The 15104-nt window shown below is 31.5% G+C and carries 18 protein-coding genes; 10 read left to right on the forward strand and 8 right to left on the reverse strand.

Features of this window, described 5'->3' with window-relative positions; genetic code table 11:
- The 8 genes from ACKI5C_RS02405 to rrp42 form a co-directional block, all read left to right on the forward strand.
- Positions 1-2413 (forward strand): Ig-like domain repeat protein (locus ACKI5C_RS02405; protein ID WP_407431639.1); only part of this gene is annotated, 2413 nt, incomplete at its 5' end.
- Positions 2414-2473: 60 nt separating this feature from the next.
- Positions 2474-3181 (forward strand): ribonuclease P protein component 3, encoded by a 708-nt coding sequence (gene rnp3, locus ACKI5C_RS02410; RefSeq protein ID WP_407431640.1) that lies wholly within the window; start codon positions 2474-2476, stop codon positions 3179-3181.
- Positions 3182-3538, forward strand: a complete 357-nt coding sequence (locus tag ACKI5C_RS02415) for an Rpp14/Pop5 family protein (protein ID WP_407431641.1) — start codon at positions 3182-3184, stop codon at positions 3536-3538.
- 223 nt (positions 3539-3761) lie between these two features.
- Entirely contained in the window at positions 3762-4532 is a 771-nt protein-coding gene (gene psmA, locus ACKI5C_RS02420; protein ID WP_407431642.1) for an archaeal proteasome endopeptidase complex subunit alpha, read from the forward strand.
- A 34-nt stretch (positions 4533-4566) separates the two neighbouring features.
- The gene (locus tag ACKI5C_RS02425) at positions 4567-5268 is read left to right on the forward strand and encodes a ribosome assembly factor SBDS (RefSeq protein ID WP_296794807.1); all 702 of its coding nucleotides are present in this window, start codon (positions 4567-4569) and stop codon (positions 5266-5268) included.
- A 32-nt stretch (positions 5269-5300) separates the two neighbouring features.
- A complete protein-coding gene (gene rrp4 / locus ACKI5C_RS02430; protein WP_407431643.1) occupies positions 5301-6332 on the forward strand; it encodes an exosome complex RNA-binding protein Rrp4 in 1032 nt (343 codons plus the stop codon).
- 23 nt (positions 6333-6355) lie between these two features.
- A complete protein-coding gene (gene rrp41 / locus ACKI5C_RS02435) occupies positions 6356-7048 on the forward strand; it encodes an exosome complex exonuclease Rrp41 (protein WP_407431644.1) in 693 nt (230 codons plus the stop codon).
- Positions 7049-7057: 9 nt separating this feature from the next.
- A complete protein-coding gene (gene rrp42 / locus ACKI5C_RS02440; RefSeq protein ID WP_407431645.1) occupies positions 7058-7843 on the forward strand; it encodes an exosome complex protein Rrp42 in 786 nt (261 codons plus the stop codon).
- Here rrp42 and ACKI5C_RS02445 read toward each other — a convergent pair.
- The 6 genes from ACKI5C_RS02445 to ACKI5C_RS02470 are packed head-to-tail and all read right to left on the reverse strand — an operon-like array spanning position 7826 to position 11863.
- Entirely contained in the window at positions 7826-8437 is a 612-nt protein-coding gene (locus tag ACKI5C_RS02445; protein WP_407431646.1) for a molybdenum cofactor guanylyltransferase, read from the reverse strand. The two genes, rrp42 and ACKI5C_RS02445, sit on opposite strands and share 18 nt — an antisense overlap.
- 2 nt (positions 8438-8439) lie before the next feature.
- On the reverse strand, positions 8440-9201 hold the full coding sequence (locus ACKI5C_RS02450) for a hypothetical protein (protein ID WP_407431647.1): 762 nt from the start codon (positions 9199-9201) through the stop codon (positions 8440-8442).
- Positions 9202-9220: 19 nt separating this feature from the next.
- Entirely contained in the window at positions 9221-9784 is a 564-nt protein-coding gene (cbiT, locus tag ACKI5C_RS02455) for a precorrin-6Y C5,15-methyltransferase (decarboxylating) subunit CbiT (RefSeq protein ID WP_407431648.1), read from the reverse strand.
- Positions 9785-10333 (reverse strand): UbiX family flavin prenyltransferase, encoded by a 549-nt coding sequence (locus tag ACKI5C_RS02460; RefSeq protein ID WP_407431649.1) that lies wholly within the window; start codon positions 10331-10333, stop codon positions 9785-9787.
- 8 nt (positions 10334-10341) lie between these two features.
- A complete protein-coding gene (locus ACKI5C_RS02465; RefSeq protein ID WP_407431650.1) occupies positions 10342-11568 on the reverse strand; it encodes an HD domain-containing protein in 1227 nt (408 codons plus the stop codon).
- Entirely contained in the window at positions 11561-11863 is a 303-nt protein-coding gene (locus ACKI5C_RS02470; RefSeq protein ID WP_407431651.1) for a hypothetical protein, read from the reverse strand. Before ACKI5C_RS02470 ends, ACKI5C_RS02465 begins: the two co-directional genes overlap by 8 nt.
- Before the next feature lie 219 nt (positions 11864-12082).
- On the opposite strand from ACKI5C_RS02470, the gene ACKI5C_RS02475 reads away from it, so the two are divergent.
- Together ACKI5C_RS02475 and ACKI5C_RS02480 are read left to right on the forward strand one after the other, a co-directional pair.
- A complete protein-coding gene (locus ACKI5C_RS02475; RefSeq protein ID WP_407431652.1) occupies positions 12083-13297 on the forward strand; it encodes an ammonium transporter in 1215 nt (404 codons plus the stop codon).
- 10 nt (positions 13298-13307) lie between these two features.
- The gene (locus tag ACKI5C_RS02480; protein ID WP_407431653.1) at positions 13308-13646 is read left to right on the forward strand and encodes a P-II family nitrogen regulator; all 339 of its coding nucleotides are present in this window, start codon (positions 13308-13310) and stop codon (positions 13644-13646) included.
- Positions 13647-13708: 62 nt separating this feature from the next.
- Here ACKI5C_RS02480 and ACKI5C_RS02485 read toward each other — a convergent pair whose 3' ends face one another.
- Both ACKI5C_RS02485 and aroD read right to left on the reverse strand, forming a co-directional pair.
- Positions 13709-14320, reverse strand: a complete 612-nt coding sequence (locus tag ACKI5C_RS02485) for a S24/S26 family peptidase (protein WP_407431654.1) — start codon at positions 14318-14320, stop codon at positions 13709-13711.
- Positions 14321-14329: 9 nt separating this feature from the next.
- Positions 14330-15004: a type I 3-dehydroquinate dehydratase gene (gene aroD, locus ACKI5C_RS02490; protein WP_407431655.1), complete on the reverse strand. Its 675-nt coding sequence runs from the start codon at positions 15002-15004 to the stop codon at positions 14330-14332.
- Between the last annotated feature and the right edge of the window lie 100 nt (positions 15005-15104).

A 15104-nucleotide genomic window follows, 5' to 3' on the forward strand; every position in this document is an offset into this window, starting at 1 on the left:
TTATTATTATTCATCAAATGTCACTAAATTAATCGGTATTTCTCCTCTCAGTACTTCTTTGTCTTTGTCTTTGAGTAATGATACTTTACTGGTTGGTGATTCTTTAACTGTTACTGCTGCTGTCAATGCTACTCAAGGTAAAGTGCTTTTCTATATTAATAATGTTTTAAATGATACAGTTGATGTTGTTCTTGATGGTGTTGCTTGTTTGGTTTTAGATAATCTTTATTATGGTGGTTATAATGTTACTGCTGTTTTTACTGATGATAGGGGCACTTATTTGAATAGTTCTAATAGGTCTGCATGTTCTGTTTATTCTAATACTGTTCTTGAAGTTAGTGGCTGGGATTGTGATTGGACAATTAACGGAAGAGTTGTTCTTCAGGCTAGGGTAAAAGATCAGCTTGATGATTATATTAATGATGGTAATGTGGTCTTTTTAATTGATGGTAATGCTTATACTGTTAAACTAGTTGGTTCTGTTGCCAGTAAGAGTGTTTCATTTGCTCAGGTTGGAGAACATAATATTACTGTTTTATTCAATGCCGTCGATTATTATTATTCATCAAATGTCACTAAATTAATCGGTATTTCTCCTCTCAGTACTTCTTTGTCTTTGTCTTTGAGTAATGATACTTTACTGGTTGGTGATTCTTTAACTGTTACTGCTGTTGTCAATGCTACTCAGGGTAAAGTGCTTTTCTATATTAATGGTATTTTAAATGGTACTGTTGATATAGATAATGGAGGTGTTGCAGTTTTAACCTTAAATAATCTTAAATATGGTGATTATACTATAACTGCTGTTTTCACTGATGATGAGGGAACTTATCTTAATAGTTCTGATAAAGCAAGTTTTACAGTCATCTATCCAATTAAAATAATTACACAAGATTTAACAAAATATTATAATGAATCAGATAGATTTGCTGCTAGAATAATAGGGCATGATGGAAAAGGCATGTCCAATCAAAAAGTAAAATTCATAATTGAAAATACTGCTTATGAAAGCCTTACGGATTCTAACGGTTATGCCTATTTGTCTGCTTCTTTACAGCCTGGAGACTATATGGTCAGGACTATTTATACAAATCTTGAAGTAAGTAATCTAATTAGAATTTTACCTACTCTTTTAGATAAGGATATGAATATTTCATCTTCAGATATCTATGATGATGAAACTGAAGTTATTAATATTGTTTTGCCTAAGGATGCAACAGGTAACATAAGTACTATTGTTAATAACAAAAAATATTCTGCTAATGTTAATAAGGGTATTGCTAATATTTCTATTCCTGATTTAAAATATGGAAAATATAATATTGAAGTAATCTATAATGGTGATGAAAAATATAATTCTGTCAGAAGAAATACCTCATTTACAGTAATTAAATCCCAAATTCATATTTCAGCACCTGATGTTACTAAATATTATCATGGTTCTGAAAGATTTGTTGCTACACTAAAATATAATGACAAAGCACTTAATAATGCAACTATTGCTATTAATATTAATGGTATGGACTATAAGCGAACTACTGATGAAAATGGTGTTGCATCAATGGCTATTAACTTAGACTCAGGTGTCTATAATGTAACTGCTGAATATAATGGTACAAAAACTTATTCTACTGTTACTGTTAAGTCAACTATTGTGGGTAGTGACATTACTAAAATATTTAGAAATGGAACGCAGTATTATGCTAAGTTTATGGATTCTCAAGGTAATATCTTAAAAAATACCAATGTTAAATTTAATATTAATGGGGTTTTTTACACTAGAACAACTAATGATAATGGTGTTGCAAGGTTGAATATTAATCTTAATCCTGGAAAATATATTTTAACTGCTGAAAATCCACTTAATGGAGAACGACAAGCAAATATCATTAATGTATTGCCTTCAATAGTAGAAAATCATGATTTAATAAAATACTATAGGAATGCTTCCCAGTTTACTTTTAGATTGCTTGACAATCAGGGTAATCCTGTTGGTGCTGGAGTTAGCGCTACAGTAAATATAAATGGTGTTTTCTATACCAGAACAACTGATGCAAATGGATACATTACTATGAATATTAACTTAAATCCTGGAACTTATATTGCAACAATTGAGTATAATGGATTAAGTTTGGCCAATACCATTAAAGTTTTACCTATTTTGGAAGCTAAAGATGTTAGAATGAAATATCGTGACGGCACAAAATTTGAAGTAAAACTTCTTGATGGACAAGGAAAACCTTATGTGGGTCAAATGATTACTTTAAATATTAATGGAGTATTTTATAATAGGATAACCGATAATGCAGGTATTGCTAGTTTAAATATTAATTTAATGCCTGGTGAATACATTATTACATCAATGTATAATAATGGTGCAGCAATTTCAAATAAAATAACTATTTCAGGTTGAGATTAATTTCTCAACTTTTAATTATTTTTTAGTAAAATTAATTAAATATAAAATAATAAAATGTTTACTATGTTTGATTTGAATATTAAGGGAAATAGTTATGATAAAAATTTAATCTTAGCTATGCAGGCTTATGCTTATGGTTGGGAGCATATAAACTTTTCATATAATCAAATCGAATTTGACAATGCCTTAACTTTTAAAAACGATTTAAAAAAGGAGTTAAAAGATGTCATTGATATTGATTATACTTTAATTATAGAATCAAATAACCCTTCTGAGATTAGAAAAATTGTCAGGAAGTATAGAAATAAATCATCATGCATTTCTGTTTTGGGAGGTAATTTAAAGGTAAATCGTGCATGTGTGGAAAATATTCAAATTGACGTATTGTCAAAACCTTATTTTAAAAGATATGATGCGGGTTTAAATCATATTCTGGCACGTGAAGCAAAGGAAAATAATGTAGCTATAGAGCTTGTGTTTAATGATATTTTAAAATCATATCTGTCACACAGATCAAAAGTGCTGTCTAATTTTAGGGATATCTATAAACTGCATAGGAAATATGAGTTTCCATTAATTTTATCATCCGGTGCAGAATCCATATTGGATATTCGAACAGTTAAAGACTTCAAAGCTGTTTTTACTCAGACAGGATTAACTTTCCCTGAAGTTGAATCTTCTTTTAAAACTGCAGAGGATATAATTGAATTTAATAAGGATAGAAAAAACATGATTTTATCTGGTGTTAAGGTGGTTGATTAGATGAAACTCAAAGTTCTTCCAAAATCTCAAAGAAAACATAATCATTATCTTGTTTTGGAAATTAAATCTGAAGAAGAGTTATCCAAAAATGATTTCACTTCAATTGTCTGGGATTCCTGTGTTCGTTTTCAGGGAGAAAACAATACCTCTGATTTTAATTTATGGACTATTGAATTGATTCCAAATGAAAATTCTTCTTTTTATAATGAGTATAAAGCTATTTTAAGGTGTCAAAGAGGCTTTGAAGATGAAGTAAGATCCAGTTTGGCATTAACATATAGGTATAATAGAAAAGCTATTTCAATTACTTGCATCGGTATTTCAGGTACTATAAAAGGATGTTCAAAATTCATTTAATTACTTTTTGTTAGAATAAAATAGAAACATTTATTAATGTATTAAGTATATAAATAAGTACTGAATTTATGGGAAAAAAAGAAAAATACATTTTAATTATTATTTCATGATTAAAATTAAAAGTACCTTTTCATGGAGATTTGGTTTTAATTTTGTGTTTTTTAGTTGTTGAAAAAGAATTATTTATATTTATAAATTAATTATTAAATGTGAGGTATTATATATGCAACCTTTACAAAATGCTGGATATGATAGGGCTATTACTGTATTTAGCCCAGATGGAAGACTTTTCCAAGTTGAATATGCAAGAGAAGCTGTTAAAAGAGGTACCACTTCAATTGGTGTAAAATGCCCTGATGGTATTGTTTTAGCAGTAGACAAAAGAACTACTTCTACTTTAGTGGAATCATCATCTATTGAAAAATTATTTAAGATTGATGACCACATTGGTGCAGCTACTTCTGGTCTTGTAGCTGATGCAAGAGCATTAGTCGAAAGAGCAAGAGTAGAAGCTCAAATAAATAAAATAACTTATAGTGAACCTATTAGAGTAGATAGTTTAGCTAAAAAATTATGTGATATGTTACAATTATACACACAAAATGGTGGAGTAAGACCATTCGGTTCTGCTTTAATTATTGGTGGGGTGTATGATGGTGACTGTAAATTATTCGAAACAGATCCAAGTGGAGCTTTAATCCAATACAAAGCAACTGCTATTGGTTCAGGAAGATCTGCTGCAATGGAAATTTTCGAAGAACAATATAAAGAAGATTTATCTATTGATGATGCCATTGCATTAGCAATAACTGCTATTAATGAAGCTACTGAACATGATACTACATCAGATAATGTTGAAATAGCTATCATTAAAAAAGAAGATGGCAAATATGTTAAACTTTCTAAAGATGATGTAACTTCTTATATTGAATCTGTTCTCAGTGAAGAAGAAGTTGTAGAAGAAGACGCATCCGAAGAAAGTGAAGATGAATAATGTTTTTAATTAATTAAAGTTGAGGGATGTTTCAATGGTAAATGTGGATGAAGCAATAATAGCTAAATATGAATACTGTGGTGAACATTTTGAAATATTGGTTGACCCTGATTTGGCAGCTGAATTTAGAAACCCTGATGGACAGGATGTTGCCATTGAAGATCTTTTAGCTGTTGAAGAAATATTTAAAGACTCCAAAAAAGGGGATAAAGCTTCAGAAGAAGCGATGAATAAAATTTTTGAAACTACAGATCCTATTGAAGTTTCAAGAATTATCCTTGAAAAAGGAACCGTCCAATTGACTGCGGAACAGAAAAGGCAAATGCAGGAAGATAAAAGAAAACTTGTTATTAATACGATAGCTAAAGAAGCTATCAATCCTCAAAATGGACTTCCACATCCCGTTCAAAGGATTGAAAATGCATGTGATGAGGCAAAAGTCCGATTTGATCCATTTACTTCTGTAGATCAGCAAGTTCAAACTGCACTTAAAGCTATTAAACCGCTCATTCCAATCAAGTTTGAAAAAGTTAAAGTAGCTGTTCGTTTGCCAGGATCTGCAGCAGGTAGTGCCTATTCTGTTATTCATGGATTTGGAGAAATTATTAATGAAGAATGGCAACAAGATGGTTCTTGGATAGGTATTGTTGAAATGCCTGGTGGTCTTCAAGATTCTTTTTCTGCTAAAATGGCTGAGATTTCAAGTGGTGAAGCAGAGACAAAAACTATTAAATAAATTTATATTCATGTTCATAGAGTGGGATTTTTATGATATATGTGGAAGATAAAAATTTAGTAATTCCTGGTCAAATATTGGCTGATGATGAATATTATCCAGGAAGAGGAACTTTTAAAGAAGGTGACAAAATTTGCTCTTCTTTAATCGGATTGGTTTCTCTAAGAAATAAGAAAATTCGTGTAATCCCTCTCAAAAGCAAATATGTTCCTAAAAAAGGAGATGTTGTAATCGGTAAGATTAACGATGTTAGATTCTCAATGTGGGATGTAGACATCAATTCTCCATATTCCGGAATTTTACCTGCTTTTGAAGTATTTGGTAGGGATAAAAAAGAACTTAGTAAAGTATATGATGTTGGAGATGTACTTTTTTTAAGAGTGATTGATGTAGATGAAGTTAAAAAGGCTAAACTTGGTTTAAAAGGCCGTGGTTTGGGTAAATTTAAAGGCGGAATTATTGTTGATATTTCTCCAACCAAAGTTCCTAGATTAATTGGTAAAAAAGGTTCTATGATCAACATGATTAAGAATAAAACCAATTGTAAAATTGTTGTTGGTCAGAATGGTCTCGTTTGGGTTAAAGGAGACGAAGACATGGAACAACTTACCAGAGAAATTATCCATACTATTGAAGCTGAGGCTCATACTTCCGGTTTGACTAATAAAATTAAAAACAAATTATGCTTAGCTATTGATGGTGAATTGCCAGAAGAAGAAGCTGAAGAAGAATTTGTATTAGAAAAACCTAAGCTCCAAAACTTTAAAGAAGAGTTAGAGCAAGAAGAAAGAGAAAAAGCTGAAGCTGAAAAGGAAATAGAAGCTGAAAGTGAAGTTGAAGACGAAACTCCTGAAGAAGCTCCAGAAGATGTTGATGAAGAAGCTCCTGAAGAATCTTCACCTGAAGATAATGAAGAAGCTCCAGAAGAAAGTGATGACGAAGCTGAGGATAAACCAAATTTTTATGATGTTATCAAAGAATTAAAAAAGAAAAGCCAAAAAGATAAAAACTTATCCTACAGCGATAATTCAAATAATAATTCATTTATATTAAACAATCGATAATTTCTGTTTATGAGGTTGATAAGATGTCCGAGATGATTAGAGAGGATGGTAGGAAGTACAATGAATTACGTCCTATTAAAATTGAAGCAGGCGTTCTTGAACGTGCTGATGGTTCCGCTTATCTTGAAGTTGGTGGAAATAAAATTTTAGTTGCTGTTTATGGGCCTAGAGAATCATATATTAGAAGATTACTCGAACCAAATACTGGTGTAATTAGATGCAGATATAATATGGCTCCATTTTCAGTTGATGATAGAAAAAGGCCTGGTCCAGATAGGAGATCTGCAGAAATTTCAAAAATTACTGCTGATGCATTAAGACCTGCTTTAATGTTAGAAAATTATCCACGTTCAATGGTTGATATTTATATTGAAGTAATTGAAGCAGAAGGTGGAACCCGTTGTGCTGGAATTACAGCCGCCGCTGTTGCTCTTGTTGATGCTGGTGTACCTATGAAAGATATTGTTGTAGGTTGTGCAGCAGGAAAAGTTAATGATGAAGTTGTTTTGGATTTATCTGAAGTTGAAGATAAAGAAGGACAAGCTGATGTTCCTATTGCTATAATGCCAAGAACTGGTGAAATTACTTTACTCCAAAGTGATGGGGATTTAACTGAAGAAGAATTCCAAAAAGCTATTGATTTAGCTATGGAAGGATGTATGAAAGTTAGTGAGCTTCAAAAAGAGGCATTAATGAAAAAATACTCTACAGAATAGGTGGTTAATATGGATATAGTACCAGAAATTACAAGAGAAAGTATTACAAACCTTATCATAAACGATAAACGTGAAGACGGTAGGGCACTTGATGAATATAGGGACATTTCTATTGAAACTAATGTTATTTCTAAAGCTGAAGGTTCTGCAAGAGTAAAACTTGGTGGAACTCAAGTTATTGTTGGTATTAAACCTCAACTTGGTAGTCCATTCCCAGATACTCCTGATTTAGGTGTATTAATGACTAATTGTGAAATGTTGCCAATGGCTGATCCTACTTTTGAGCCAGGACCACCTAGTGACGATTCTATTGAACTTGCACGTGTTGTTGATAGAGGAATCCGTGAAAGTGAATTAGTTGAATTGGATAAACTCTGTGTTGAAGAAGGTAAACATGTTTGGATGTTATTTATTGATTTACATATCATAGATAACTGCGGTAACCTCTTTGATGCTGCTGAACTTGCTGTTATGGCTGCACTTAAAAGCACAAAATTACCAACTGCATCAATTGTTGATGATGAAGTTGTACTTGATGAAGAAAATACCTTTGATTTACCAATAAATAATGAAGTTGCTATGTGTACTTTCGTTAAAATTGGTGATAAAATGGTTATTGATCCAAGTTTAGATGAAGAACGTGTTGCTAGTGCTCGTTTAAATGTTGGTGTTACCCGCGAGGGTAGAATTTGTGCCATGCAAAAAGGCGGAAAATATCCATTAACTAAAGACGATATTTTCTCTGCTGTAAATACAGCGATTTCAAAAACAAAAGATTTAATTGAATATCTCTAAGTCCTCTGGACTATTGAGATTTCTAAATTCTTTTTTTAATATTTTTTTATTGTCTATCAAAACATATTTTGTTTCTATTTTTTCTATTATTCCTTTTATATGCAGGCAATCTTTTAGAATCAGTTCATTTATTAATGGAATAATATTTTTATTATATATTGAATGTAGGGGTTCTGATGTTTTTAATTTATTTTCTGGGTCATGGTATGGTACAACAGCCTGTAAATTTTCTGTAATTTCACTAAAAAGAGTTTGAATAGTATTTTTGCTGATAAATGGATTATCGCAGGGAAACACTATTGCATATTCGGTTGTAATATTTTCAAGTCCCGTCAGGATGCCTGATATGGGACCTTTATTTTTGATTTTGTCTTCTGCAAATTTTATTTTGTATGTGTAGTCCGTTGGATTAATGAATTCCTTGTATTTGTCTATTCTTTCACTATCATTTAAAACAATTACTGCTTCATCTATTTCATTATTTAATGTGGAAAGTATGTATTTAATCATGGGTTTATCTTTAATAATTAAAGATCCTTTATCCTGACCCATTCTTCTGCTCTGCCCTCCACATAAAATAATACTGGATTTCATTTTTATTCCTTTACATAAACGTCTGCAGTTTCATCAAATGGGTTGGTACGTATAACTAGTGCAATCATGTAAGGATAATGTTTATTGATGTATTTTAAGTAGTAAACCCATTCATGAATTAATTTATTGTAAACTCTTTGCATATCTCCGTTTAAATGGTTAAAGTCAACATCTGATACTTTACTTAAATCAGATCTGTGTTCAAGTTCATCATCTAAATGAAGAATAGCATTTAATAGTTCTGAAAATTCCTCTTTTTCAAGTAAGTTCTGGTTATTTATCAATCCAACAATAAATTCTCTTTTATTAATTAATAAATTTCTAATGTTGGTTAAATATTCTTCTCTGTCTTGCTGTGCAACATCTGCTTTAAATGGAATGTCTACGTTTTTAATTTTTTTCAATATGTTTTCGTAATCTTCATCAGTCCAATCTTTTATAGATTCCAAATATTTGGTGTCTGCTTTATAATGGTTTATAGAACTCAATTGACTAATCAAATCATTTCCAAGTTCAGAAAAGAATGTGGACATAATCATATCTAATTTTTCCATCATTGCTTCTTTTTCTTTTTTGGATATAATCTCATCAAGTACAAATGCTACAATAAGAATATCTACTGGAATGAATCCTAAATGGGTCCATATATAGGAAATAACATGTTCAGGATCTTTTAAAATAAGTATATTTGACCCGTAGATAACAATTATTGCTATAACCATTATTATTGAAAATTTAATTTTCCATTTTTTATGGTCATTCATTTTTAATCTCCCAAAATTTTCATCGTTTTTTAGCTGATATTATAGCTATCGGATTTTCACTCATCATCATAATCCCGCGGTCAAGAACTCTGCCTTTTGAAATGTTGACTTCCATTATGCTTGGATTGTAGTTAAGTTCTTTAAGCTTGTTTACTGCTTCAACTTTGGTGTCAACCAATATTGCAGTAACGATAATTCTTCCTTTGGAATTTAATTTGGAGTCAATCAACTCTAAGATGTTTTCTAATTGTCTGCCACTGCCCCCAACAATAGCAATATCAATATCATCGATGTCATTTAGTGCCTGTGCTCCGTCATCACAAATTAATGTTGTGTTGTCTCCGAGTCCGAATTTATCAAGATTTTTCCGAGTTATTTCTATAGCTTCTGGATTTATATCAATGGATGTTACACTTTTGGCCCTTTGAGCAAATTCACATGTAATACCTCCAGTTCCGCATCCTACATCCACTACATTATCTGTATCTTTAACATCAGATTTATAAAGGATTATAGCCCTTATGGCTTCTTTTGTAGGTCCTGGAACATCGCATGATTTTATAAAATCCATATCTTCTAACATTCATTCCCACCTTTTAAATAAATTATTTTCTATATTCAAGGAATCTAATATTTTACCTACGACAAAATTAATCTGGTCGTCAACAGTGTCGTGATTTGAATAAAATCCTGGCATTGCAGGTAAAATTATAGCTCCTTCTTGTGATAAGGTAAGCATATTTTTTATATGTACAGTTCTAAGTGGTGTTTCTCTTGGAACGATTACAGTAGGTCTTCTTTCTTTTAAACTGACATCAGCAACTCTTGTAATTGTATTGTTTCCATATCCATTTGCTATTGATGATAATGTCTTCATGGAACATGGTACAATAGCTAGACTGTCAAATTTGAATGAACCGCTGTTAATGGATGCAGTCAAGTCATCAAATTCATAATAATTGTCTGCTAAGTTTATAATGCTTTCCAGCTCCCAGTCAGTTTCTGATTTTATCACGGTTTTAGCAGCATCACTTATAATTAAACTATTTTCAATTTTCAAGTCTTTCAGAACTTCAAGTAATCTTATTCCATATATTACTCCGCTTGCTCCGGTTATTGCAACAACAATCATCATATCACTTAAAATAGTTTGATTTGATCATAATGTATTCCATGGAATTTTTCTCTGTCCACTTCAGGCAGGTCCAAATAGTGATCTAATTTCAATTTATCAAATCTTTCCTTTTCTTCCTGTGGAACATAAACACTAATATCAGGGATATTAAATCTTGCTTTACTTAATGCTCCAATAATATTTGAAATTTTAGTCAATGGATATAATTTATTTTCTACATTAACCTGTGTTTTCATTTCATCAAAACGAGGATATTCCGCTATATTGATGAAAACATAATCTTTGTCCATATTAAAATCCTCAGCTATTTCCGCTTCAGCTTTTCTAAGGTCTTTTTGCTCTATTTTATATAATTTTTCAGGATTTTTAAAGTTGTCTAATCTTATTGATTTCACTCTTTTAGGTATGATGCGGTTATCCAGTCTATTAATCATATCCCTAACAATTTCATCATCACTTTGTCTGAATAAAGAAATAATGTCGGAATCATCGTATTTGTACATATCAGTTTCTTTTATTTTCCCGGATTCTATTTCTCTTTTCAATGCTTTTCTAAACATGGCATTAACGATTCTTGTAGTGTGATGCTGATATACACTTGGATACATAAAGTATCTTGATACTAGAGCCCCTTCCGCTGCCTGAACTCCTTTGATGTCAAGCACTAATTCATTTTCTAAGGTTAAATTAGATATTATTCTTTCATAATCAATTACTCCATATGCCACACCGGTATTATGTGAGTCTCTTAAAAGATAATCCATTCTGTCAACATCTAATTCTCCGGAAATAATAGGGCCTAAATTTCCGTTACCGTTAATAATTTCAACAATTTTTTTGGTATCGAATTTTTCACTGAGCAAATCATGCATTGATGTTTTTTCAATTACATGTTTTGTAAGTTCTTCGTGAGGAAATGAAAGTACTCCTTCGGAAACATGTGAAAATGGACCATGTCCAACATCATGAAGAAGACCTGAAATTCTAACCAATTCAATTTCGTCATCACTTAAATCTAATTTTGTAGCTAATTTTGATGCTAAATTCATTGTTCCTATACAATGCTCAAATCGGGTATGATTTGCTCCGGGATATATTAAACTGATTAGTCCCAGCTGTTTAATTCTTCTTATACGCTGAAATTGTGGCATATCCATTACTTCAACTTCAAATTTGGATAAGTTGATATCTCCGTAGACACTATCTCTTATAAATTTATTTTTTTTATCCAATTTGGCCACCTCCCGGTTTAGGTATTACTTCATCAACTACTTCAATTATGCCGTTTGTAATGTTGTTAAGTATTGTTGTGTTATTATTTGTCTGAGTTTTGTTTTGAGCTTTTGGAACAATAACTTTGACGTTTTCAATTTGGTGCGGTTCAAATGAGTCATCTTCAATTGCAGTTAGTTTTGTAGAGTTAGAATTATCTATAACTACGATATTGGCAAATACTCCACTTAAAAGAAATGCCATTACTGCAACTATTGCAAATACAAATAAATATACTTGGATTGATTCTTTCATAATAACACAAATTTTTTATTTTAATTTAGGAAATTATAATTTATTTTTTTTTGTTTTTAAACAATACTTGTAATTTATTTTTATCTTAATTATTATATAATCTTTTCAATTTTTTTAGTTTCATCTAAAACTTTATATACTTTAAAGTTCAATATATGTTTGTCGGAAGTCGGAAGCCGTATTCCGACATGATATAAAATGATAAAATGGTAAGATAAAATGGATGTTTTTAGTGCAGGTGACACAGCATGGATTCTCATATGTACTCTTTTAGTTTTATTAATGAGTATTCCTGCTGTAGCATTTTTTTATGGAGGATTAAGTAAAAGAAAGAATGTTTTAAATACAATGTTTTTAACTTTCATTGCATTTTCAATATTAAGTATAATTTGGGTAATTTTTGGATATCAGTTTGCATTTGGTGAACCGTCATTATATGGGTTTATTGGTTCCCCTTCTAATTTCTTCCTGCAGGGAATAGGATTAGAGGATTTAACAGGATCAATACCAACATTACTGTTTGTAATGTTTCAATGTGCTTTTGCAGGTTTGACTGCAGCATTAATATCAGGAGCATTAGTCGGAAGGATGAAAACAAGAGCATGGATATTATTTATTATTATATGGGCTTGTTTAGTTTATATCCCTATCGCACACTGGGTGTGGGGTGGAGGATGGCTAATGCAAATGGGTGCTCTGGATTTTGCAGGTGGAACAGTTGTTCATATTAATTCAGGGGTTTCTGCATTGGCAGTAGCATTAGTTTTAGGAAGAAGAAAAGATATATCATTAATTCCACATAATCTAGGATATGCAGTGCTTGGTGCAGCATTACTCTGGTATGGATGGATGGGATTCAATGGTGGTTCAGGTCTTGCAGCAGATGGTCTTGCAGCAAATGCAATAATAGTATCTAACGTATCCGCTGCAACAGCATTAATCGTATGGACATTATTGGATACCCTTATTGTTGGAAAACCAACTGTTTTAGGTGCAATTTCTGGTGGAATAGCAGGTTTGGTTGCAATTACTCCTGCAGCAGGATTCGTTGATGTTTTTGGAGCATTAATTATTGGTACTGTAGCTCCATTAATTTCATATTTCGCAATTTATTCCCTAAAAGCAAAACTTGGTTATGATGATGCTTTGGATGTATGGGGAATTCACGGTATGTCCGGACTATGGGGTGCTATTGCAACTGGAATATTTGCAGTACCTGCAATCGGTGGAACTGCTGGATTAATATATGGAAATCCCGAACAGGTTATAATACAGATTATCAGTGTAATAGCAACAATGGTATATGCATTCACTATCAGTTTCGTGGTTGCTAAAATAATAGATAAAACAATTGGAATTAGAGTTGATGAATCAGAAGAAATCGGAGGATTGGATTCAAATATTCACGAAGAATCAGCATACAATTTTAACTAGGATGATTTAAATGAAAAGTGTAGTTGCAATAATAAGACAAGAAAAATATCAGGATGTAAAAAAAGCATTATTGGAAGTAGGCTGTGAAGGAATGAATGTTTCCGAAGTCAAAGGAAGAGGAAGCCAACGTGGAATAAAGGAATCATATCGTGGATCTAGTTACTGTATTGATTTAATTCCAAAGACACGTATTGAAATTATTGTAAAAGATGAAGGCGTGGATTTGATTGTTGATGCAATAAAAAAATCAGCTCATACTGGAAATATAGGGGATGGAAAAATATTTATTTATCCAGTTGATAATGTAATCAGAATTAGAACAGGTGAAGAAGGTGATGGTGCAGTTTAATGCTGCACTATCTAATTTTTATTTTTTAAATTAATTTTAATGATTTTTCAGAATGTTAAACATTAAATCTGAACAACACCGTAAATGTCATTAATGTTTACCCAAGTGGTAACGCCTTTTGTTTCGTATGTGACACCATTTTTGTATTCGTAGTTTACATTTTTGTTATCGCTTGTTAGATAAACTTGATTGCCTTTAACATCTGAAACTCTTTTTACTATAACACCATATTCTGAGGAATTAGCCACTACAATATTACCTACATTAACGTTTTTTGTTTTTTCAACGGTTACGGTTTGTCCATCATTTAAAGTTGGATACATTGAGGTTCCCTGAACATGGAAAACTATTGGAATTTTATTAGGACCTAAAGTTGAATCGATATGAACTTTTACCTTGTCAAGACCGTGATTAAGACAAATTCTTGAAATTCCCTGTTGTAGAGTTTTCATATCACCATCTGTACTATTCATTGTTTGAAATGTGTAGTTACATATTTCTTGATTCAGTGCAGTTGTATCAACACCGGAAAACGGAGAAAGCGTTGCTTTGGAAGTAACATTTTCCCCATCCATATAAACATCTACGGATTCTCCAATAATTATGAAGTATCCTGCAAAAACAAGTAAAACTATTACTATAGCACCTATAACTAAAGTACCCTTATTGGCCATTTAAATCACCTATTCCATGATATTCAAATCCATATTTAATAATGCTTTCATAGTTTCAATATCAATTTGTCCTGGAGCAGTAGCATCCCTACCTGCAGCAAATGTGATGGGTGAATTAAATTTGGAAGCCATAACTCTGGTATAACTGCCTAAATCACTCATGGAAATAGCAATAGTATTGTCGCAGTGGGAAAGAATTGCCAATACTTTTAAAGTGTCATCTAAGTCGTTAGGCATAAATGCGACTTTGGCAATGTCTCCAAGCTCTAATTCTTTGTTAACGATGTATGTTATTTCATCAATTTCTGGAGTTTTTTCAAAATCATGGTATGATACAATTGTTTTAACTCCTGTATCATGAATCTTATTTATATATTCATCATCGCTTTGAAGTTCGATATCCACATATTCAACTAAATCAGCACATTTGTATAAAATATCAATTCTTTCTTCTTCTGATCCTTTAAAAGATCCTCCTTCAGTCGATATTCTATTGGTTGCAATCATTGGAAAATTGATTTCTTCAATTGCTTGTTTTATTTCTTTAAAATCAGGATTTTCAAGGGCATCTATTCTAAACTCTAAAATATCCGCACCTTTATCAATACAGTCATTTGCTACTTCTATTACTTCATCAATTTTTGCTTGAAAAATTGGAATGGCTATTTTAGTTTGTGAATACATTATTATTTATTTTGAATTTTGTTATTAATTAATGTTTTTCTAAAAATTTTAGTATTTAAAAAGAGGAAGGGACGCAAAATTTTTTAGTTGATTTTTGTTT

Source organism: Methanobrevibacter sp. (genome assembly GCF_045646045.1).
Classification (GTDB): domain Archaea; phylum Methanobacteriota; class Methanobacteria; order Methanobacteriales; family Methanobacteriaceae; genus Methanocatella.